Origin of the sequence: Devosia sp., assembly GCF_030689745.1 — a bacterium.
GTDB classification, from domain to species: Bacteria; Pseudomonadota; Alphaproteobacteria; order Rhizobiales; family Devosiaceae; genus Devosia; species Devosia alba.
In genome coordinates, this window is record NZ_JAUYGL010000235.1 from 13078 (window position 1) to 33883 (window position 20806).

Annotated in this window: 17 protein-coding genes and 1 tRNA gene; 9 read left to right on the forward strand and 9 right to left on the reverse strand. The window is 59.2% G+C overall.

Annotated features, from left to right (window positions below; translation table 11 throughout):
* Positions 1 to 18: 18 nt before the first annotated feature.
* From rpsI to Q8O80_RS20960, 3 genes are all read right to left on the reverse strand, one after another.
* Positions 19 to 501 carry a 30S ribosomal protein S9 gene (gene rpsI / locus Q8O80_RS20950; protein WP_305582990.1) on the reverse strand — a complete coding sequence of 161 codons (483 nt, stop codon included), beginning with the start codon at positions 499 to 501 and terminating at the stop codon, positions 19 to 21.
* Between the two features lies 1 nt (position 502).
* Positions 503 to 967 carry a 50S ribosomal protein L13 gene (gene rplM / locus Q8O80_RS20955; protein ID WP_305583025.1) on the reverse strand — a complete coding sequence of 155 codons (465 nt, stop codon included), beginning with the start codon at positions 965 to 967 and terminating at the stop codon, positions 503 to 505.
* A gap of 157 nt (positions 968 to 1124) precedes the next feature.
* The gene (locus Q8O80_RS20960; protein WP_305582992.1) at positions 1125 to 2198 is read right to left on the reverse strand and encodes a COX15/CtaA family protein; all 1074 of its coding nucleotides are present in this window, start codon (positions 2196 to 2198) and stop codon (positions 1125 to 1127) included.
* 78 nt (positions 2199 to 2276) lie between these two features.
* Between Q8O80_RS20960 and Q8O80_RS20965 the strand changes: the two genes are divergently transcribed.
* Complete coding sequence (locus tag Q8O80_RS20965; RefSeq protein ID WP_305582994.1) at positions 2277 to 2483, forward strand: DUF2842 domain-containing protein; 207 nt, start codon at positions 2277 to 2279, stop codon at positions 2481 to 2483.
* On the opposite strand, the gene Q8O80_RS20970 is transcribed toward Q8O80_RS20965, so the two are convergent.
* Both Q8O80_RS20970 and Q8O80_RS20975 read right to left on the reverse strand, forming a co-directional pair.
* Positions 2484 to 3524: a polysaccharide deacetylase family protein gene (locus tag Q8O80_RS20970; RefSeq protein WP_305582996.1), complete on the reverse strand. Its 1041-nt coding sequence runs from the start codon at positions 3522 to 3524 to the stop codon at positions 2484 to 2486.
* A 12-nt stretch (positions 3525 to 3536) separates the two neighbouring features.
* Complete coding sequence (locus Q8O80_RS20975) at positions 3537 to 5843, reverse strand: GumC family protein (RefSeq protein WP_305582998.1); 2307 nt, start codon at positions 5841 to 5843, stop codon at positions 3537 to 3539.
* Between the two features lie 154 nt (positions 5844 to 5997).
* Here Q8O80_RS20975 and Q8O80_RS20980 point away from each other — a divergent pair, with 154 nt between their 5' ends.
* The 5 genes from Q8O80_RS20980 (at position 5998) to Q8O80_RS21000 (ending at position 12062) form a co-directional block, all read left to right on the forward strand.
* The gene (locus Q8O80_RS20980; RefSeq protein WP_305583000.1) at positions 5998 to 6549 is read left to right on the forward strand and encodes a polysaccharide biosynthesis/export family protein; all 552 of its coding nucleotides are present in this window, start codon (positions 5998 to 6000) and stop codon (positions 6547 to 6549) included.
* A gap of 11 nt (positions 6550 to 6560) precedes the next feature.
* Positions 6561 to 7691 carry a glycosyltransferase family 4 protein gene (locus Q8O80_RS20985; protein WP_305583002.1) on the forward strand — a complete coding sequence of 377 codons (1131 nt, stop codon included), beginning with the start codon at positions 6561 to 6563 and terminating at the stop codon, positions 7689 to 7691.
* Between the two features lie 72 nt (positions 7692 to 7763).
* On the forward strand, positions 7764 to 9272 hold the full coding sequence (locus Q8O80_RS20990) for an undecaprenyl-phosphate glucose phosphotransferase (RefSeq protein WP_305583005.1): 1509 nt from the start codon (positions 7764 to 7766) through the stop codon (positions 9270 to 9272).
* Positions 9262 to 10734, forward strand: coding sequence for a hypothetical protein (locus tag Q8O80_RS20995; protein ID WP_305583007.1), 1473 nt, complete (start codon positions 9262 to 9264; stop codon positions 10732 to 10734). Before Q8O80_RS20990 ends, Q8O80_RS20995 begins: the two co-directional genes overlap by 11 nt.
* A complete protein-coding gene (locus tag Q8O80_RS21000) occupies positions 10731 to 12062 on the forward strand; it encodes an O-antigen ligase (protein WP_305583009.1) in 1332 nt (443 codons plus the stop codon). Before Q8O80_RS20995 ends, Q8O80_RS21000 begins: the two co-directional genes overlap by 4 nt.
* A gap of 122 nt (positions 12063 to 12184) precedes the next feature.
* On the opposite strand, the gene Q8O80_RS21005 is transcribed toward Q8O80_RS21000, so the two are convergent.
* A complete protein-coding gene (locus Q8O80_RS21005) occupies positions 12185 to 13162 on the reverse strand; it encodes a phosphotransferase enzyme family protein (RefSeq protein WP_305583011.1) in 978 nt (325 codons plus the stop codon).
* Between the two features lie 72 nt (positions 13163 to 13234).
* A tRNA-Pro gene (locus tag Q8O80_RS21010) sits at positions 13235 to 13311 on the reverse strand.
* 346 nt (positions 13312 to 13657) lie between these two features.
* On the opposite strand from Q8O80_RS21010, the gene Q8O80_RS21015 reads away from it, so the two are divergent.
* Genes Q8O80_RS21015 through Q8O80_RS21025 form a run of 3 tightly spaced genes read left to right on the forward strand, consistent with a single transcriptional unit; the run spans position 13658 to position 17806 of the window.
* Positions 13658 to 14065: a very short patch repair endonuclease gene (locus tag Q8O80_RS21015; protein WP_305583013.1), complete on the forward strand. Its 408-nt coding sequence runs from the start codon at positions 13658 to 13660 to the stop codon at positions 14063 to 14065.
* Complete coding sequence (locus tag Q8O80_RS21020) at positions 14062 to 15552, forward strand: DNA cytosine methyltransferase (RefSeq protein ID WP_305583015.1); 1491 nt, start codon at positions 14062 to 14064, stop codon at positions 15550 to 15552. The genes Q8O80_RS21015 and Q8O80_RS21020 overlap by 4 nt, the downstream gene beginning before the upstream one ends.
* Before the next feature lies 1 nt (position 15553).
* Positions 15554 to 17806, forward strand: a complete 2253-nt coding sequence (locus Q8O80_RS21025) for an AIPR family protein (protein ID WP_305583017.1) — start codon at positions 15554 to 15556, stop codon at positions 17804 to 17806.
* Here the strand turns inward: Q8O80_RS21025 and Q8O80_RS21030 are convergent.
* Together Q8O80_RS21030 and Q8O80_RS21035 are read right to left on the reverse strand one after the other, a co-directional pair.
* Positions 17797 to 18987 carry a restriction endonuclease gene (locus Q8O80_RS21030; protein ID WP_305583019.1) on the reverse strand — a complete coding sequence of 397 codons (1191 nt, stop codon included), beginning with the start codon at positions 18985 to 18987 and terminating at the stop codon, positions 17797 to 17799. The two genes, Q8O80_RS21025 and Q8O80_RS21030, sit on opposite strands and share 10 nt — an antisense overlap.
* Before the next feature lie 154 nt (positions 18988 to 19141).
* Entirely contained in the window at positions 19142 to 20143 is a 1002-nt protein-coding gene (locus Q8O80_RS21035) for a tyrosine-type recombinase/integrase (protein ID WP_305583021.1), read from the reverse strand.
* Between the last annotated feature and the right edge of the window lie 663 nt (positions 20144 to 20806).

Genomic DNA, 20806 nt, shown 5'->3' on the forward strand with positions numbered 1-20806 from the left:
ATTTTTGGCAGTTCCAGCTTAACGCTTGGAGAACTGGAAGGACTTGCGGGCCTTGGCCTTGCCGTACTTCTTGCGCTCGACAACGCGGCTATCGCGGGTCAGGAAGCCACCCTTCTTGAGCACTGGGCGCAGGCCCGGCTCGAAGAAATTGAGAGCCTTGGAAATGCCGTGACGCACGGCGCCGGCCTGACCGGACAGACCGCCGCCGGCCACCGTGACGACGACGTCATACTGATCGGTGCGTTCGGTTGCCACGATTGGCTGCTTGACGATCAGCTGCAACACGGGACGCGCAAAGTATGTGGCGAACTCACGGCCATTGACCGTGACAGTGCCCTTGCCTGGCTTGATCCAGACGCGGGCAACCGCGTTCTTGCGCTTGCCGGTGGCATAGGCACGACCCTGGGCGTCGAGCTTCTGAACGTGCACCGGTGCGGTGTTGACGACAGGAGCGACGGTGGTGGTGCCGAGGTCTTCGAGGGAGTTGATGGTTTCGGCCATATTACTTCACCCGCGCATTTTTGGGGTTCATCGCAGCAACGTCCAGCTTGGCCGGGTCCTGCGCTTCATGGGGATGCTCGGCGCCAGTGTAGACGCGGAGATTCTTCAGCTGCGCACGGGTCAGCGGGCCGCCCGGCATCATGCGGCGAACGGCGTTCTCGAGCACGCGCTCAGGAAAACGACCTTCGAGGATCTCGCGGGCCGTCCGGTCCTTGATGCCGCCAGGGTGGCCAGTGTGCCAGTAGAACTTGTGCTGATCGAGCTTGCGGCCGGTCAGCTTCACCTTGTCGGCATTGATGACAATGATATTGTCGCCCATGTCCATGTGTGGTGTGAAAGTTGGCTTGTGCTTGCCGCGCAGACGCGAAGCAATGATCGAAGCGACGCGACCCACGACGAGGCCTTCGGCATCGATCAGGATCCACTTCTTTTCGATCTCGCTCGGTTTTGCCGAGTAAGTGCTCATGCTTGAATTCCCTAAATTCTTGGGGTGATCAACCCTCTCCTGAGGAGAAAGCGTCACGTTCGCTGGCTCGTTTATGCGGGATTCCTGCAGACGTCAACAGCTTTGAATTTAAGCAATGAAATCAAAGCATTACAATTGCGGTATTATGTTACCACAATCAACGCGTGACACGAGCGGCCCGCTGCATATCGGCAATGTAGGCCAAGGTAACACCCGCCAGCATGAAGGCCAGCGCCTGGTGGCCGACGGCCAGCGAGGTGGGCACGGCCATGAGCAAAGTGCCAATGCCCAGAACGACTTGCAGCAGCACCAGCAGACCAATGCGCGGCAACCAACCATGCACGCCGGAAAACCCACCGGCTGCTCGCTGCTGCCAGATCAGCACAGCCAGATAGGCCAGGATGACATAGGCCAGGGTGCGGTGGATGAATTGCACAGTCAGGGCATTTTCAAACAGGTTTTTCCAGAACGGTTGCATAACACCGAGGCCGTTGGGGACCAGCGCGCCATCCATCAGTGGCCAGGTGTTGTAGCTCATGCCCGCATCAAGACCGGCGACAAATGCCCCTGCCCCGATCTGAAGGATAATCAACACCAGCAACAGGGCGGCCGAGCCGATATTACGGCTGGGGTCAACGCCCGAAATGCGACCAGGCTCTAGTGATCGCGGCACATAAACCAGGGCAATGAACAGCAGGCAAGCAGCGGTCAGGTGCGCGGCCAGCCGATATTGCGAGACCGAGGTGAGCACGCTAAGGCCGGACGAAACCATCCACCAGCCCAGCAAACCCTGAAAACCACCGAGCAGGAACAGCCCAAAAAGCGGCCAGGCCAATTGCGCGGTAAAACGCTTCTGCACCAGGAACACCAGAAAGGGCACCAGGAAAGCCACCCCCAGCAGGCGTCCGAGCAGTCGGTGCACGAACTCCCAGAAGTAGATGAACTTAAAGTCACCCAGTCTCATCCAGCTATTGTTCACTTCATATTGCGGGATTTGCTTGTAGGCATCGAACTCGGCCTGCCACTGCAGATCGTTCAACGGCGGAATGGTGCCGGAGATCGGCTTCCAACTGGTGATCGAGAGTCCAGAACCGGTGAGCCGGGTGATGCCGCCGACCACCACCATGAGCAGGACCAACCCAGCCATGGCATAGAGCCAGATGCGCACCGGCCGGAGCCGATCACTGGCATAGTTGATTTGGCTGCGTGCGGCATTGTGGACGGTGGTCACGGCATTTTCCCAGTGTCGATCAACGGGTCAGAGTGGTATGCCCGACCGAGTTCTCCTGCAATAGGCGCAATGCCGCACATGACCCAGCGCAACCGCAAATTGATCGGTGTCTTCCTCATTCTGGGGTCTATCATCGCATGGCTATCGATCTTTACCTCGGTTTATCTGGCGTTTCCGCCCGACCTGCCGATCTGGATCCTGATGCCCTATTTCATCGTCGCAGGCATGGGCTGGCTATATCCAGCCATGGCTATTATCCGCTGGATGGCCAAACCAGACGCCTGATCAACCAGTCAGTTTTCCCAACAGCGAGAATATCGCTCCTGTCGCGAAAACATCGACATAACGGCGAGATTGAAAGTAACCGTTGAGCGAGATCCGCGGCAGGGCGTGGGGACTATCGGCGTGGTGCTCATACAGCCCACCGGGACGCGTCGTGACCCCTGACGCAAAGCCAATTTCGCGGGCAAGCGCAAATTCGCGCGGCCCCGCCGACAAGGGACCACCCAGCGGATAGGAAATATGGGCTGGCCGCTGCCCGAACTGGGACTGAATAATGTCGGCCGACTTGGCCATTTCGTTGCGAGCCTGGTCCAGTGGCAATTTGGCCAGTTCGTAGTGATGGACAGTGTGGGCACCGATAGTGCAGAGCGGCTCCCCGGCAAAATGGCGCAGTTCGGGCCAGTCCATGATCAGATCCCGACATTGCTGATCCAGATCGTAGCCGTAATCGGCGGCAAATTTGCGCAGCAGAACGATGCGCTGAACTTCCGGCATCTGGCGCATCTGCCAGTAGAGGGCGTCGAAGGCTGACTGCTTCTGCCGCGTGGTTCTCGTGTCGACGTAGTCAGTCTCTTCCCCCGAAGTCAGGGTGATCGCCTCCTGGCGGGTGATGATGTCCTCAATGGCCTGCCACCATAACTCCCCCACCCCATCCACCAGCGCGGTGGGGACGTAGAGGGTAAACGGCGCCTCCTGCCGTTGCAGAATGGGCAATGCGTATTTGAGATTGTCCTTATAGGCATCATCAAAGGTCAGAACCACGAAGGGGCGGGGTTTGGCAGGTGCAGCCAGGCGCACAAGCGCTTCGTCAAGGCTGACAATATCGATGCCCAGGTCACGCACGCGCTCGATGACATATTCAAGAAAGCTCGGCTCGACCTGCAGAATAGCATTCGGCGAGAAGTCGGCGGGTGTATCGGGAAGTACCCGGTGTAGCGTGAAAATCACGCCGCGCGATCGCGACAGGAGCCGCACCAGGCCTGGCAGGCGCGCCAGCCAGATGAGCTCGAACATGGTACGAATGGCCGCATATTTGGCAGACATTGCGGGCTCCGATCAGGCGGCGACGCGCGCCGGTCCCCGAGCCACCTCGACGGTCTTGAAGCCGGCTTCGAGCAATTGGGCCCGGCTGTCAGCCACCGCATCGCTGTCGTCCTCGACATCGGCAACCAGAACCACCCGGCCATTCATCCCGGCGAACATGGGCAAAGTGGAATTCATGCCTACTCGTCCCGTTAGCAGCACCACAACTTCGTAGATGTCACCCAAAGCCTCGACCAGCGTCACCGGCTTTTTGGACTGACGTTGCAGTGATGGGGTCCGTCCCCAGGGGATTTCGGCAAAGCTGTTGTCCGCGGATTTATGGACCACGTCACCAAAGCTGGCTACGTCGCCACTCAAGTCTGACAGCCCGAGCTCCTCGCTGATACGAGCGCTACCCGCATCGACCAGGGCGACACTAAGCCCGCGTCCAAGCGCTTCGGCGACGAGTTCTTCGGCTACCGCCTCGCATTCGGCATGGCGACGATGTGCCGCCAGCATCACCAGATGGGTCCGACCCAGCCCAACATCGGCGGCCAAGGTGGACATACTGAGGAGATCGGGAATGGCCTCCGCTGGTGCCGGGGCCACAGCAGGTTGGGTCCGCTCAAGCGCCGACTCGGCGACTAGTGCAGAGATGAAGTCGGCCGCCACGGAGCGCGTCGCGCGTGTCGATTCCGATGCAACATCGGGTTCAAACTCAAGCGCAGGGCCTGCGACAAACGGTTCATCAACGATTGGCTCGAGTACGTCGCTATCGTGTCGGGTCTCGGCCAGGGTAAATTCGTTATCGTCGCCGATCTCGGTGTCGAAATTGGTGTTACCGGTGTCGGATGCGGCCTCGTATCGCTGGTCGGGCTCCAGTTCGGCTTCATTGAACGGCACTTCCTCAAGTTCGTCCTGCGAACCTTGGTGCGGTTGGATGGCAATAATGGCGCGACCGGACACCATTTCGAGAAAGACGACCAGGCCAATTTGAGCGAACAGCGCCACCACGCCAACGGCAACTAGAATCATCGAGGTCTTCGGTGAGGCCGGCGATACTGATGGTGCAGCAACGCTGACGACACGAACATCGGGCAGTGCCGAGTTGGTTTCCGTGCGTGATGAGGCTTCGTTGTAGCGCTGTAGGTAGCTCTCCAGCAGGTCGCGCTGGGCCTTGGCATCGCGCTGCAGAGCGTCAAGGGTCACCGTGTCCTGGGTCGCCGTCGATGCGGAGACTTTGGCGCTGGACAGATTGGCCTTCAGTGACGCTTCCAAATCAGACTCGATCTGGGCTTCAGCATCAAGGGCATTGGCCACACGACGCCCCTCAAGGGCAATCTGACTATCCAACTCGTCGATCTGGGCGGTCAGCGCACGGATGGTGGGATGGCTGGCCAGTAGCGTTGCGGAGCGCTGGGCCTTCTCCCCTTGCAATCGTGCCTTTTCCTCGCTCAATCGCTGAATAACCACCGAGTCACGCACATCGGCAACACCAGCGATGGACTGACCCCGTTCAAGCATGCCCCGGATAAGCTGCGCCCGTGAAGCTGCGGTATTCTTGCGTTCCTGTGCCGCACTGATCTGCCCGGCAATGGTAGAGAGTTGCTGATCGAGCAGGCTGCCATTGTTGGCACCTGTAAACAGGTCATTGCTGACCTTGTAATTGGCTACGGCGGTTTCGGCATCCTTGACCACGACCTCCAGCCGGGCAATCTCGTCACGCAGCCAGCCGGACGCGTCGGCAGTATCGGACAGCGAAAGCTGAGCTCGGCGCGCCACATGGGCACTGGCAATGGCATTGGCAATGTCGGCGGCGCGCTGCGGGTCTGTGGAGAGGACTTGTACCGAGAACAGCCGGGAATCGCGCTCCTGACTGACCGTGAGCTTGTCGTAGAGATTTTTGAGTACGGTCTCGTCGATACTGGTTGGCGTCGTCTTGCGACCCAGCAACTGACTGATGAGCGCCATCGGCGAATAGCCACTCCCATCGCCGCCGTTGAACTCCGGCACGGAACGCAAGCCCTGTTCATCAATGACGCGCATCAACGTGTCACGCGACTTGATCAACGCGATTTGACTGGAGACAACACCCGGCTCTCCTCCTGTCAGCGACGGCGCCTGCTCATTTGGAGCGCGCGTATACACATTGCTGCGCGACTCCACGAGAATGGACGCCGAGGATTCGTACTGACGAGGCACAAACATGAGCAGGACAAAGGTCGCAGCCAGCAAAACCAGCGTCAGCACGATGATGCGCGGCAGGCGGCTGACGATCGCGCTGAGCACCGCACCAATGTCGATCCGCGTATCGAGCGCGGCTGTTGACTCATAGGTCATTGCTATTCCTCTTCAGATACAGCGATTTATGGCGCTCGCGTGGTAAGTATTTGGTTAAGTAGCTCGCACGTTGCGCGAATTCATTGCAGGTCGAAGGGGTTTATTAACCACGCGACGGCAACAGTGGCGGCACCTCAAACGCGCGGGATTTTAGATGCGCTGGCTACCCTTGCTCACCCTTGCCTTAATGCTGCCGCTCGCAGCATGCGCCACCACGCGCACAGCGACCTATTTGGTGGAAACCAAGGGTCCTTATCAGCTCGATACCGGAGACGCGGTGCGTGTCACTGTCTATGGAGATGCTGACCTGAGCGCCACCTATCGCGTCGATGATAGCGGCGCGGTGGCATTCCCCTTGGTCGGCCCCGTGCAGGTGCGGGGCAATACCACCAAAATGGCCGCCGGCAATATCGCCGCAGCACTGGCCAATGGCTATATGCGCAACCCCGATGTTGCGGTTGAGGTGGCCGAATATCGCCCCTTCTTCATCCAGGGTGCGATCAGCAAATCCGGCCAGTTCCCCTATGTCTTCGGCATGACCGTACGCGCGGCGATCAGCACGGCCGGTGGATTCACCGATACGGCCGACCGGCAGACTGCCGTGGTCTATCGCCGCCAGGGCGGTCAGATGGTCAAGGGTAGCGTCAATCTGGATTTCCCGATCTTCCCGGGCGACACCGTCGTGGTGCCTGAACGCTGGTTCTGACGGAGGCCGGCATGACGGCACGCAAGCTGCGCATCCTGCAGGTCATGCGGGCGCCGGTGGGGGGCTTGTTCCGCCATGTCGCCGACCTCACTCGCGCGCTGTCAGCACATGGGCATGCAGTGGGCCTGGTGGTCGACAGCCTGGCCAGCGACGCCCAGACCGAATCCCGACTGACCGAATTGGCGCCCTATGCAAGCCTGGGCATTCACCGCTTTGCTATGCCCCGCTTGCTCGGTAGCGGTGATCTGGTTACCCCGTTGGCGATCCGCCGGCTGGCGCGCACGCTGGGCATTGACATACTGCACGGTCACGGCGCCAAGGGCGGGTTTTATGCCCGACTGGCTCGGCTGGGCAACAGCAAGGCCGTCGCAATTTATACCCCGCATGGCGGGGTGCTGCACTTCGACAAGGCGTCGCTCTCGGGCCGGATATTCCACGGGTTGGAGCGCTGGCTGATGGGGCAAACGGGCGCGATCATATTCGAAAGCCAGTATGCGCAGGCGACCTATGCTGCGCTGATCGCCTCCCCCACCTGCCCTACAATGGTGATCTACAACGGTTTGTCGCCCGACGAATTCGTGCCGGTGCACCCCGATTCTGATGCGGCCGATTTTGTGTTCATTGGCGAACTGCGCGAGCTCAAGGGCGTGCATGTGCTGATTGAGGCGCTGCCGGCCCTGAGACGAACCGATGGTCATCCGGCCACGCTGGTGATGGCCGGGGCTGGCGGCAGCCGGGATGCCCTACTGGCCCAGATCGCCCGTCTGGCACTGACTGACCGCGTTAGCCTGATCGGCGCCCAGCCGGCTCGGCCCAGCCTGGCTCGCGGGCGAATTGCCGTCGTGCCCTCCCTCGCCGAATCGCTGCCTTATATTGTGCTTGAGGCGGCAGCGGCACAGCTACCGGTGATCGCCACCCGGGTGGGCGGGATTCCGGAGATTTTTGGGCCGACGGCAGCAAGCCTGGTGCCGGCCAATGATGTGCAGGCCCTGCACGGGGCGATGCAAATGGCGCTGGACAGGCCCGACGCGGCCCAGGCGGAGATGCGGGCCCGGCTCGAGTACATGGCCGAGCGCTTTGCCCTGGCGGGTATGGCAGGCCAGATCGAAGCACTCTACCGTCGTTTGGCCGTGCAGCGTTAGGTGCGCAACTTCACCGAACCTAAACCCATTTTAGGAACAATGGCGCGCAGTATCCCAGACTGGTAGCGCCTAATGTATCGTGTTGACCCCAAGCAGGCCCTGCTTGACCATGCCGCCTCTCAACGGGAGGCCACCGAACTCTCCCCCCAGGCCGAGGCAATCATCGCCGCGCCGGTAGAGCCGACGATCTCCGGGGCTGTTGTCGTGGGCATCGCCCAGGTCGTTGAGGCCCTGCTCCTGGCGATATTGGGTTACGGCATCTACGAATTTTACGTCGAACTGGGACAGCCGGCCTTCTACATTCCGGTTATCCTGGCGTCATGTCTGTTGGCCAATGTGCTGTTCAATGCCGCGCGCACACACCGCATTGGCGCTTATCGGACGATCCTGACCCAGATCGGCCGCGTGCTCGCCGCATGGACGCTGGTCATGGTGGTGCTGGCGGTTGGAATTTTCTTCCTCAAGGCCAGCGATCTTTTCTCGCGCGTCTGGCTGGCCAGCTGGTTCTTCGGTGGTGCGGTATTGCTGGTAGTCTACCGGATGGCATTGCGCGCGCTGGTGATGGTCTGGACCCGGCAGGGACGGTTGCGCCGCCGCACGGCAATCGTGGGCGGTGGTAGCGACGCCGAGATCCTGATCGAGCAGATTCGCGCCAGTGCCAGCAATGACATTACCATGCTCGGCCTGTTCGATGACCGCATCGATGATCGCTCACCCGACAGCGTGGCCGGCGTGCCCAAATTGGGCAAGGTTGCTGACCTGATCGAGTTTGCCCGGCGCACCACGGTGGATCTGGTGATCGTGTCGATGCCCCTATCGGCGGAAAAGCGTGTGCTCGACATGCTGACCCAACTTTGGGTACTACCGGTCGATATCCGGCTGTCGGCCCATATGAGCAAGCTCAAATTCACCAACAAGGCCTATTCCTATGTCGGCGACATTGCCGTGTTTGACATGGCCGACCGGCCGATCTCGGACTGGAACCTCGTTTTCAAATGGGTATTCGACAAGGTCGTGGCACTGACCGCACTGGTGCTGCTGTCACCGGTGATGATTGCTACAGCCATCGCGATCAAGCTGGAAAGCAAGGGGCCGGTGTTCTTCATGCAGCAGCGGCATGGCTTCAACAACGAACTGATCAATATCTACAAATTCCGCTCCATGCGCAGCGATATGCTGGATTCTGGTGCGGCCAAGCTGGTGACCAGAGGCGACCAGCGGGTCACCCGTGTCGGCAAATTCATCCGCAAGACCTCGATCGACGAACTGCCGCAGCTGTTCAACGTGCTCAAGGGTGAACTGTCCATCGTGGGGCCACGCCCCCATGCGTTGCAGGCCAAGGCGGACAACAAACTGTATTACGACGCTGTGGAAGGGTATTTCGCGCGCCACCGCGTCAAACCCGGCATGACCGGCTGGGCCCAGATCAATGGCTGGCGCGGAGAAACGGACACCATCGACAAGATCATGCAGCGGGTAAACCACGACCTCTACTATATCGAGCATTGGTCTATTCTGTTTGACCTCTACATTGTGATGATGACCCCGGTCCGGCTACTGAATTTTGAAAATGCGTATTGAGCACATGATGAGGTACGCCCCGCTCCACGCTGCCGGTTTTGCTGTCATGGCGTTCTTCGGAGCGGTCGATGCAGCCGAGCCAGAACTTGCCAATAGTGAGATCTGCGTCGAATGTCTCCAGGTTCGCGTGGGTCCGCCCGTCGTCGTGCGCGGGCCGTTCCCGGACGAGCTTGATGCGACCTTCACTGCCCTGAAATTAGCCAACGGATCATTTCGAGGCTTCAGCGCCAACGGCGCGACCTATGCCATTGAAGGCGCCTCACTATGGGATATGGCTGGCGCGCGCCAGCCCGTCCTGCAGCCGGGCGAACCGGGCAGCATCAACGACTGCGGACGCTGGTTGACCTCGATCATGCGATCCGATGACGGAGCCCTTGGGCTGGTGCACCAGGAAGCCGCCTGCAATTACAGTCAGGGGCGTACCGACAAGTCGATGGCGATTGCAACTTCCGCCGACGAAGGCCTTACCTGGACCGATCTGGGCACCGTCATCACCGGCCCCGATTCGCCGCTGCCGGACAGGATCACCGGCGAGGGCGACTGTACGATGATTGATGGTCTCGACAGCTATCTCTACGCATATTGTCTGCGCAATTCCGACTGGCAGACGATCGCTGCTCGGGCGCCGGCAAGCGATCCGACAAACTGGCACAAATACTATGAGGGCGCCTGGAGCGAGCCGGGTCTTGAAGGCAAGGCAACGGCGATCGGTTTCGTTGGCCAAGGCGCCGCCTACCTGCTGGAGCCGGGCTGGGTTGCTGTCGTCGCCACCGATCCATGGTTCGGCGGACTGCGGCTCTCGCTGTCAAAGGACAAGGTGTCCTTTGTTGACCTCAAGGAACCCCTGGTTGTGATCGAGGGATCGGATTGGGAACGTCCAGCCGCCACCGGTCTGGTTGCCTACGGGACCATGTTGAATCCGGACAATGGCAGCAACGCCATCAATCGCCATTTCCTGCTGAGCTATCTCTATGTTCCGCCCGACGAGGGGTTCGAAAGCCGCTACCTAGTCCATCACGAGGTGTCGCTGGCCTTTGGTGACAGGCCAATCCCAGTTCAGGTTGGAACGGCGCTGACACGCTGGTCGGACCCGAAGCACGAAATCTACGTCACATCCACCGGGCCATTGACCGGCGACAGGCTCGTCTTCCGCCGCGACAAGACGGTCGCATACATGCTGACAGGCGCGCCTGAGGGTGTTGCGAGTATAAAGGTGGCCGAGTGTTCCAGTGACTGGCCCGGTCATCTGGATCACACGATCGCCGAAGATGGCAGCTGCAAAGCGAACGGCTATGTGCGTGAGCGAACCGCAGGCTGGCTATTTGCTGCAGAGCAGACAGGGTCCGTGCCTGTCTACCGCTGCGTCAATGCAACGGCGCGCACGCATTTTGCGTCGAACGCACCTGATTGTGAGGGGCTGGGCTCGATGGAGTTTCTGCTCGGCTACGGCCTCGCCCCATGAGTACGGACGCGGATAGCCGCAGTGGGACGCGCGACATCGGGGTGAGCGTTGCCGGTCTGCGCTTCGCGGTCTTCTCGATGCGAAACATGGTCTTCTGGGCCGCCGTACTGGCGATGAATTTCACACTATTTCGGCCCTCGCCCGTCGATATGCTGTTCATCGCATCGTTTGTGATCACCCTGGTGCATATGCGGCTCTTCAAAAAACTGGAGGCCACGCGCCGCGCCGTGGCGCTCTCGCTTCTGCTTCTGGCATGGGCCGTTTCCTATTTCCTGGCGTCGCTCCCGCACCTGGATGAGGAGTTTGTCAGTTTCGAGTTGCTGGCCAAGACCTTCGCTATTTCCATTGGATTGTTCGGCGCCTTTGCTTCGATGAGCTGGAACCGCCGACACTTCGAGACCTTCTTTAAGGTCTACATCGCCTCGTGTGTGATTGCCTCAATCCTGGGCACCATCGGCTTCCTGCTCCAGTCGGACCTGCTCACCTGGGACGGGCGCGCCAGGGGCCTCCTTGACGATCCCAACATGTACGGTTCATTCCTGATTCCGGCCGTGATTTTCTGCGCCTACTTCCTCTCTCGTGGCCAAGGTAGCAAGGTGCTGCTGAGTGGGGCGCTGGCAATTGTCCTGCTCGGCATCCTGCTCTCGTTCTCGCGCATCGGCGTTGTCGCGACGTTATCGTGCTTTCTGGCCTACATTTTCTTCCACAATCGAGGGCGCCCGCGTCGGCTGATGCTGATTGTCGGCGGCCTTTTCCTGACCAGCGTCGTCCTTTTCATTTTCGCCAGCCTCACTTCGGCTGAGTTCACCACCAAGCTTCTTGATCGCCTCACCTTTGCCAAGTCCTACGACCTCGGGGAGGAAGGTCGGTACCACCGCTATCTGCTGGTGTTGCCGATGATCCTGCAGAACCCTATTGGCCTCGGGGTGCTCCAGCTCGAGAAGATCTTCCCCGAGCCGATCCACAACATCTGGCTCAGCTCCTTCGTCAATTACGGCTGGGGCGGTGGGATCAGTTGGGTCATTCTCGCCGTTGGAAGCGTGGTGGCATCCATCCGGAACTATCGGCGAACAAAAGACGAAATCTCAATCGCGCTAATGATCTCGTTGATTGGCATCGTCATGTGCTCAACGCTGCATGAGGGCGAACATTGGCGCCATATGTGGTTGTTCTTTGGCCTCGTGTGGGGCTTTAACACCTCAAACTTCGGCTTAGGCACCAGGCCAGATCGAACTGATCAGAATCGGGCAGATAGGCCTTCTCCGCAAAGGCTCGTGCGAACCGCTGTGCGGTCGCGTGTCGGCGCGCCAGCCGATGCGAGAAGATAGGCCCAGGCGGAGGGCAAAGCGGCGCTGAAGGTTCATCGGAGGTCTGCAACGGTTATCGGCGGCGGCCCGTGCATCATCTGGGCGCGAAGTCTGGGGCTCTGCTTCCTCCAATTCAGGCTACGCTATTCGGGCCAGATGGCGCCGCGCAAATAACGCTCGGCCAGTGCCGCAGTCCCATCGGCAAAACCGGGCATATACTGCTGCGCCAGCTCGGTTTCCGCGTGCGACCCGATCCATGCCAACAGCGCCATGCGGCGCAACATCACCATGCTATCGATGGATTTAAGGTCCCTGTCATTGAGCGGGCGAACTGTCTGATAGTGCTCGATCCAGGCCGAGCGGAGCGCTGGTATGGCGGGACTGGTCTCATGAAAGGAGATGGCCGCGGCAAAATCATAGGTGAACCAGCAGAAACCGCAGTCGTCAAAGTCGATCAGCGAAACGTTCTCCCCATCGACCAGCACATTGCCCAGCCGCATATCGGCATGGATCAGCCCATAACGATCTGCATCCATTCCATAGTCAGCCAGACGTTGCCAAAGCATGGCATCGAGACGATCCAGAATCGGGCGGTTGTGGGCAGCGACCCCCGGTGCGACGCGCCAGTCACCCCACGGCCCGTCAATGTCGAGGATGGTCGCGGCCTGCCAACTGGGACGTTCAAAGTCAGCGGGACGCTGCCAGGTGGTGACGTGCTGGTGTAGCGTAGCTGCGTAGCTGCCCAATGTGCCGAACAGGCCATCCAGATTATCTGGAAGCACCGGTTCGTGGCCTGGAATATAGTCAAACAGCACCGCCATGCGCACTGATCCGTCAGGAGCAATGAAGCGCTGCAGCAGCTCGCCATCGCAGCCGGCAATTGGCTGGGGGATAGGCAAGGAGGTATCTCGTTGCAGCGCCTGCAGCCACGCCAACTCACTCTGGATCGACAAGGTCGACTGGTACCCAGCGCGGTGGACCCGGAGCATGAAGCACTGCCCGTCAGCAGTATCAACGCGGAAAGTCTGGTTTTCGGAATGATTGACCAGATTGGTGCGGGCCCCATTCAACCCTGGCCACCGTTGCAGCGCTGGGCCAACATCCATCGATGTCATCGGCATGGGCAAGCTCCGACGGACTGGCGCTCGCAAGGATGCCGCGCAGGGCCAGCAGCAAGCAATTAAAGAGTGTGATGGTCGGAGCGGCGGGATTCGAACCCACGACCCTTTGTCCCCCAGACAAATGCGCTACCAGGCTGCGCTACGCCCCGACTGCGCGGAGACATAGAGAAGCCGGGGATTTGGTGCAACCCTCATTTTAGGGACCATGTGAACAAAGTGAGATTTTTTCGCTGTTGTGGCTCGTCGTGGGACCGAAAGTCCCACGAAAGTCCCACGGGCGTTCTCCTCATGTTCACGGAGCTAGCCAGCTAGCTTTCTACGGAACGGCCGTAAGATTCCGAGTCTCGACGGTGGCTGTATGAGTTGCTCGTAGGTTCAACCTCAACGCGGCGCATCGGCGTCAGCCATTTAGCTTCCTGTCCCAACACAAAACGCAGGTGTCTCGGTTAATGTAATGTAAAGTGAATCGGCGTCTGGTCGTCGTTGGGGCCCCGCATGGATATCGTAACAGGCGAACAGCGTTCACGGATGATGAGCGGTATTCGGGGCAAAAATACTGGCCCTGAGATGGCGGTGCGCAAGACTGCTCATGCCCTTGGCTTACGCTTTCGCATTCACCGCAAAGACCTTCCAGGCTCCCCTGACCTTGTATTTCCAGGCCGGAACACTATTGCTTTCGTTCACGGTTGCTATTGGCACCGTCATGCCGGGTGCCGTTATTGCTATACCCCCAAATCCAACGTTGAATTCTGGACCAAAAAATTCAAGAACAACGTTGCACGTGATGAACGCGTGCGGGAGGAACTTGAGCAGCGTGGCTGGCGTGTCGTTACCCTTTGGGAATGCGAAACCGCCAACAAAGACGGTCTGCGTCAAAGGCTCAAGGGAATATTCAAGTCATGACGTCCAAGGAACAGCAGCTTACACGCCGCAACAAGATTGCCAGACTGCACTCAGGCGCCACACCTCGCGCACTCGAAATCTGCTCGGGTTGCGGCGGCCTGTCCCTGGGCCTGAAAACCGCAGGCTTTGATCTTACCGCCCACATCGAAATCGATCCTGAGGCCGCGGCAAGCTACGCGCTCAACTTCGGTGGGGATCAGGCCGCTGACAGTGAATGGGCGCGCCCGCGCGACATGGAAAGCTGCTCCGCATCTCAGCTCGTCGCAGACCTCGAACTGGGTACCTCAGCTTCCGAGTCCTTCGACCTCCTCGCGGCGGGGCTCCCTTGCCAAGCCTTTGCACGGATCGGCCGCTCCAAGCTTCGTTCCGTCGCTGGAGAGGAAGATGCCTTCCAGAAGGACCCTCGCGCCGCCCTCTATCGTCGCTTCCTTCAGTACGTTGAAGACACGCAGCCCCTCGTCATCATCATCGAGAACGTTCCGGACATTCTGAACTTCGGCGGTCACAACGTCCCAGAGGAAATCTGCGAGACTCTCGGTCTTGCGGGCTATCGAACCGGATACACCATTCTCAATGCCGCCTATTTCGGTGTGCCGCAGATACGCGAGCGATTGTTCATCGTCGCCATCGCTACTGAACTCGGCGAAGAGCCCGCTTTCCCCGAGCCGATCCACTTCCTCGACCTTCCCAAGGGCTACGAAGGATCGCGTCGCGTGGCGCTCAAGCACGTGAAGAAAGACAGCGTTCACTTCCACCCGATCCCGGTGCCCCACAAGAATCTCAAGAACGCCGTCGGCGTCAAAGATGCACTCGAAGACCTTCCTCGGATCAAGGAACATGCAACCGACCCATCGGTAATCCGCAAGCGTAAGCTTCGCGATGTCCTTCCCTATCGCAAGCTTGAAGGCAGCCTTTCGGCATACTCCGTTGCCATGCGCACTTGGCCCGGCTTCAAGACCGAGGACGGTACGGATGGACACTTGGTTCGTCTGACTCCTCGAGATTTCCCCATCTTCGCCAAGCTCAAACACGGCGCCGACTATCCACAGGCCCGTGCCCTGGCCGAGAAACTCTTCGAGGAAGAGCTGATTTCACAGCGCATGACCAAGGTGCATAGAGACTCGAAGGCCTTTCAGGAACTGCGCGCCAGCATGGTGCCCCCATACGATCCAAACAAGTTCCCGAACAAATGGTGGAAGCTCGATCCGTCCAAGCCGTCTCGCACGCTGACCGCTCACATGGGCAAGGACACTTACTCCCATATCCACTATGACAGCGCGCAGAAGCGCACCGTATCCGTGCGTGAAGCTGCGCGTCTGCAGTCATTCCCGGACGGGTTTACGTTCGCTGGTGCGATGAACGCCGCTTTCCGTCAGATCGGAAATGCTGTCCCACCACTCCTGGGCCTCGCCGTCGCAAAAGTGTTAAAGGCTCAGCTCGTCGGATCGTCCCGCGAAAAAGAGGCAGTTGATCGGCAGGTCGCCTGACATGGCCGCGGAACGTACCATCGAGATACCACCGAAGGCCTCCGCACTGATCAACTCACTCAGGGGATTGGGCTATTCGCCTGAGACCGCAATAGCCGACCTCATCGACAACAGCATCACTGCTGGCGCAGTCACTGTGGAAATCGACCTCCAGTGGAACGACGGACGCCCCGTTGCTGCCATCTTCGACAACGGACGCGGCATGGGCGAAAAGCGCCTTGCTGAGGCGATGCAGCTCGGTGGTGACGGCCCTGACGCCGACCGCAGCGAGAATGATCTTGGACGCTTCGGCATGGGCCTGAAGACCGCATCGTTGTCACAAAGCAGCCGCCTGACCGCCGTCTCTCGGGCGGAAGATACGACGACCGGAATAACGATGGATGTCGAAGTCATCGCAGCGCGCGGCTGGATCGCCACCGTCCCCGATCCGCTGCCCAAACACCCTTTCGTCTCGAAACTTCTTACACTTTCCGCCGGTACGGTTGTCCTCTGGGAGAATATCGACGAGCTGAGCGGACTCTCAGGCCTCGTCAAGGAGGCCTTTTACCTTCGCCTCGAAGAAATCCGCGCTCATCTCGGCATGGTCTTTCATCGATTCATCAACGGTGATGCCGATCGCCTCGCAATCGTTCTCAATGGACGCCCCGTCAAAGCGTGGGACCCGTTCCAGACACAGCATCCAGCGACCATCGCCATGCCCGTTGAAAGAATCCGGCATGCCGGCTCATCCTTCAGCGTGAAGCCCTATGTCCTTCCGCACCGGGACCGCTTCGCCAACGACACCGAGTACGAGGCCGCAGGCGGCCCAGGTGGGTGGGGCGCACGCCAGGGCTTCTACGTTTACCGCGGCAAGCGTCTTCTTGTCGCCGGCAGCTGGCTCGGCCTTGGCGGTTCTCGCACCTGGACACGCGACGAAGCCAGCCGACTTTCCCGCATTCAGGTGGACCTGCCGACCGGCATGGACCGCGACTGGCGCATTGATGTTCGCAAATCGCAGGCGCGCCCGCCTGGCACGCTGCGGGGACGTCTCACCGCCATTGCCGGACACTGCAGAAAGGAAGCTCGCGAAGTGTTCGCGTTCCGCGGACAGACTACAGCCTCTCTCCATCGGGCGCGGCGCAAGGATTCGCTCAACCTCGAGCACGTGTCCGTGCCGGTAAAAATCATCAAGGTCGGGGGCGCTGATCTAAGCGAAATGGTGTCGTCCATTTCGCGCGCAGCTAACCGCCAGAATACGGTTCAACTCGCAGACTTCTCTGCAAACGACCCCTTCCATCAGCAGATCGAAACCCTCGCCAATACGACTTGGCTTGATGACGCCAAAGGCCGCTGGTTTTACGAGCGTGCTCGCGGCTCGTACCTCGCCGCCGAACAGAAGGCTGCCTTCAAGGTCTCCGATACGAAGACATTCCGTCAGCAGACGCCAAAACAACGCCGTCTCAGCAAGCTTGATGTCGCCCGCTATCTCAGCGCCTGGGAAAGCCTGCCGGACAAGGTCTGCCTTGGCGGTCAGAAGAACTTCCAGATATTCATGCAGCGTTTGAAGGACGCTCCGGTTCCCGAGCCAGACCAGAATTGGTTCAAGCGCTTGATCGCTATCTCTGTTCTGTACCGCGCTGCCGAGAAGAAGATCAAAAGCATGAAGTTCCCAGCCTATGGATCGCAGATCACTGCCTATGTCGTGGCCGGCTTCTCACATCGTAGCGGCGGGCGCGTCGACTTCGACCGTCTGTGGTCGAAACAAGCCGTCAGCCTGGAACTCGAGCAACTCATCGCAGACTGGGCGCCGAAACTTGACGCAGTCATGCGTGAGTCAGCAGGTCAGCGAAACCCCAGCGAATGGTACAAGAAGGCCGAATGCTGGAAGGACATCCAGGATAAGCTTCCTGAACTGTCCGATCCTCTACCACCCGAGCTCTCCTATGAGACCGCCAGCAGTTCGACCGGAATCAGCGGGCCGATGATTCCGAAGGGCACCCACACAGTTGCCGACTACGACCGCATTGCTCGCTGCATGGAGATACCGGCCGCAATCTGGTTGGAAGTTGCGGAGAGGGGACAGCAGACCAGTACCATCCACTGGACCGTCGCCGGTATCTGCAGGACAATTGCAGGCTACGCCGCCGGTGGTTGGCAGCGTAAGCCGACCGCAAAGCAGGCGAAGCCCGCGCTCGAAGCCGTCATTGCTGTTGAAAGAGCCGGCTTGGTCAAGGCCGGGCTGATTACACAGGAGGCAAAGGCCGATCAGGCCTGAGTCTTGTGCTCTGCAGGAAACTCCTCGCTAAGCCAAGTGCGGACTGCTTCAACGCTGCCGCGGCCGTTGCGCCGCAATAGGTCAACGATGTCTTGCGCCGCGATCACAAGGATCGGGTGCTGATCTTCCTTAATCTCCTTGTACGCCTGCAGATCAACACACGAGGTCGTCACGATCACCCCGAACTGGCGATGACGCAGCCGCGATATCAGCCGTGACATGTCCTTGACGCCCACTGCAGTCGGCGGCGTGTAGCATTTTGCTTCCAAGGCAAAATCCACCAGAATACCGCTTGGTCCGGAGCCTACGCGAAGCTGACCGATCGCATCACGACCGCCGTCACGCGATGGCCGCGTGACATCCAGGCCAGCAATGTCCGGGATCATCAAGCGCGCAAGTGCGGCTGCACAGTGCTCGAATGCGTGCGGCCGGCTCTTGAAGTGCTGACGCACGACGTCGATGATTGCTTGGCCATCGTGGTCCGACGGCAGTTGCTCATTCCTCGATCGGTACTCCAAGGTTCGCGCTGCGATTAGCGGTTTGCGGCGTCCTGTTTTACGCCAGAGCTGCCATTGATCTGGCGCGAGCGAGTGATCGGATTTGCCTGCGATAATGCTGTCGACCCACGCGCGATGCATGCGGGCGGCATCGATCACCGTGAATCGTGCTCGGTAATTTTGAAAACGCTCGCCTTTGGTACTGCGCCAGATGGCAACCAACTCTTCCGACGCGTCAAGATCGCTTGCGCCCGGCACCGCCAGCCCCAGGAAGCGAACATCCCGCGACACACCTGCGCTCGCAAACAGGAATATCGGCGGTACGACCTGCCGACCCTCCTGGCCTGCGCGGGAGTGCTCGAAAATCGTTCGCAGGATCAGGTTGCCGTCGCGCCCCGTGTCATGCAGGTCGCGTCCCGGCTTCTTGTTGTCCCCAAAGTAAGTAAAAATGCCTGTTTCGGCATCAAGCTCATCAGGCCAGTCGGCATCATTCATGCTCGTGGTCAGAACGAGCATATCCAGCTTGCCCTTGACCTTGCCCCGATAGCGGAAGCCACCCTGACTGTCGACGCGCACCAGCTTGGGCAACGGGTCGTCGCCGGCATTGCCCTTGCGTCCACCTTGGTAAATCGCATCGACCTGCAGATCGGCGGTGGAGAGTTGGTCGACTGGTACGATTGTCATTTTGTGGTCCCCTATCAAAGTTTGAATATCGCCGCACCACCTGTCGAGCGAAGATTGGCCGAATTCGAACTATGTAAGGGCCGCAACCCAAACGGAACCGTAATGTCGGCTCTGGGCGAAGCAGATGAAAGGTGGGTCAACTGTTATCACTTAACTATGGCTCGAACTGGTCGGAATCCAGCGTATTGGGCTTTGCGCAGCCCATTTTAGCGAATTCTTTCAGTGTTGGCTTGCCGAACTCCCTCACCTCGCCAGAAGCCCACACGGCCGTCATACTGCTTGTGCCGCTTCCACCTGATTGCTTTCGAGCGTACCGCCCGCTAGTCCTTGTCGAGGCATGCCCCATAGCTTTCGCTATCTCAACGGGTGACCAACCTGCCTTTTTTAGGTCCGCAGAAAAACGGTGACGAAGCGTGTAAGGGCTGATGGTAAGCGGCAGCTTTGCCCGCGTAGCCGCTGTTTTGATGTCGTCGCGTAACGCGTCGGGGCTACGAGAAAACAGCAGTTTGCCGCCGGCCTTTTTGACCAGAGCCAAAAGCTGCGCCGTGAGGCTCCACTTACGCGCATCGTGTCTTTGCGCACGCCGCTTGTGACCGGTGGATTGGGTATGCTTCACCCCATTTATATCAATATCAAGCCAGTGTTCCCTCGACACTTCTAGCGTAACGCCTCGCGCGATTTCTGCCGGACGCACACCTGCAATGGAAAGAACAAGGATCCCAACGAGTCCCGCTTTTCCGGCTGCTGTTGCAAGACGTTCGCGGAAGTCGCCTTTCTTGCTTAACGCCTTAAGCCCTACTTTTTTGCTTTTGCCTTTTTGTGAGCGCGCCCCTTTCCGGGTTTCAGCTGCTACGCTCTTGACCAAATCTGCGTACACGCGAGTCTGATCCAGACGCCACCCCAGATTGGTCTCGCCTAGGGCTGAGGCTTCATCAAAGCTGATTATGCTCTCCGCCAATGAGAACCTCAGGCGCCAAAGGAGTGCGGCTTTCCTTTTGTAGAAAGTGCTATCTGGCGCTGACCGGAGATAGGCGACAAAGTCACCATCGACAGCCCTTATGATGCGCGCGTAATCAGCCTGGGTGCTGGCCGCCAGATCGAACTTCATGTCCTTGGTCTGGTCCGCCATAAAATGCCGTAGCTCAATGAGTGTCATAAAACCCTCGGTACCTGTCCCTCTGAAATCCAGATAACTCCAGATCTCAGGCTTTCAAGTTTCTCCGCACATAAATCTGGTTGGACGTAATTCTATGGTCGGACTGAGAATGAAACAGCCCATCTTACCCGACTGACAAAAGGGCATCTTACCCGACTGATAAAGGTGTTCCCCCCAGTCCAAATCAGGTGTTCTTGCTGGCCGTATTGTCGGGGTGGGAACACCCCCGAGAATACGGCCATTACGATGTCAAACGAGCTTCTTCAGCGAGCTTGCCGCCCTGCTGCCGAAGGTAGCGAAGGGCGGTTTGACATTGGAATGGACAGCATCTTTCCACTTAGGGAAAGATGCTCGAATGACTGGCATGACGAACGAAGAGAGCTTGCCGCCCTGCATCACTATGTGATGCGAAGGGCGGTCAGGACGGGCATTCGGCGGCTGGGTCGAACCGGCGAAGCTTGCCGCCCTGCGCGAAGCGCGAGGGGCGGCCGGTTCGAACCAGACGCTGACAAGAACACCTCGATCACACCAGAACACCTCACCTGCGAGGCGAAGCCGAGAGATTGTGTTTCGGCGTGCAATTTTGACCCCCTAAGCGGGGTTATCGGCGTCCAATATTGACCCCCTGATGTTTGGTTTGAGCAGACTGCCCGTCTCGGATTG

What these genes read in the sequence shown, in the direction of transcription:
- Q8O80_RS21000 (WP_305583009.1), top strand. Translation starts at nt 10,731, where the DNA reads ATGAGTACGGACGCGGATAGCCGCAGTGGGACGCGCGACATCGGGGTG.
- Q8O80_RS20965 (WP_305582994.1), top strand. Translation starts at nt 2,277, where the DNA reads ATGACCCAGCGCAACCGCAAATTGATCGGTGTCTTCCTCATTCTGGGG.
- Q8O80_RS21005 (WP_305583011.1), bottom strand. Translation starts at nt 13,162, where the DNA reads ATGCCGATGACATCGATGGATGTTGGCCCAGCGCTGCAACGGTGGCCA.
- Q8O80_RS20995 (WP_305583007.1), top strand. Translation starts at nt 9,262, where the DNA reads ATGCGTATTGAGCACATGATGAGGTACGCCCCGCTCCACGCTGCCGGT.
- Q8O80_RS21020 (WP_305583015.1), top strand. Translation starts at nt 14,062, where the DNA reads ATGACGTCCAAGGAACAGCAGCTTACACGCCGCAACAAGATTGCCAGA.
- rpsI (WP_305582990.1), bottom strand. Translation starts at nt 501, where the DNA reads ATGGCCGAAACCATCAACTCCCTCGAAGACCTCGGCACCACCACCGTC.
- Q8O80_RS21035 (WP_305583021.1), bottom strand. Translation starts at nt 20,143, where the DNA reads ATGACACTCATTGAGCTACGGCATTTTATGGCGGACCAGACCAAGGAC.
- Q8O80_RS20980 (WP_305583000.1), top strand. Translation starts at nt 5,998, where the DNA reads ATGCGCTGGCTACCCTTGCTCACCCTTGCCTTAATGCTGCCGCTCGCA.
- Q8O80_RS20985 (WP_305583002.1), top strand. Translation starts at nt 6,561, where the DNA reads ATGACGGCACGCAAGCTGCGCATCCTGCAGGTCATGCGGGCGCCGGTG.
- Q8O80_RS21025 (WP_305583017.1), top strand. Translation starts at nt 15,554, where the DNA reads ATGGCCGCGGAACGTACCATCGAGATACCACCGAAGGCCTCCGCACTG.
- Q8O80_RS21015 (WP_305583013.1), top strand. Translation starts at nt 13,658, where the DNA reads ATGGATATCGTAACAGGCGAACAGCGTTCACGGATGATGAGCGGTATT.
- Q8O80_RS20975 (WP_305582998.1), bottom strand. Translation starts at nt 5,843, where the DNA reads ATGACCTATGAGTCAACAGCCGCGCTCGATACGCGGATCGACATTGGT.
- rplM (WP_305583025.1), bottom strand. Translation starts at nt 967, where the DNA reads ATGAGCACTTACTCGGCAAAACCGAGCGAGATCGAAAAGAAGTGGATC.
- Q8O80_RS20990 (WP_305583005.1), top strand. Translation starts at nt 7,764, where the DNA reads ATGTATCGTGTTGACCCCAAGCAGGCCCTGCTTGACCATGCCGCCTCT.
- Q8O80_RS21030 (WP_305583019.1), bottom strand. Translation starts at nt 18,987, where the DNA reads ATGACAATCGTACCAGTCGACCAACTCTCCACCGCCGATCTGCAGGTC.
- Q8O80_RS20970 (WP_305582996.1), bottom strand. Translation starts at nt 3,524, where the DNA reads ATGTCTGCCAAATATGCGGCCATTCGTACCATGTTCGAGCTCATCTGG.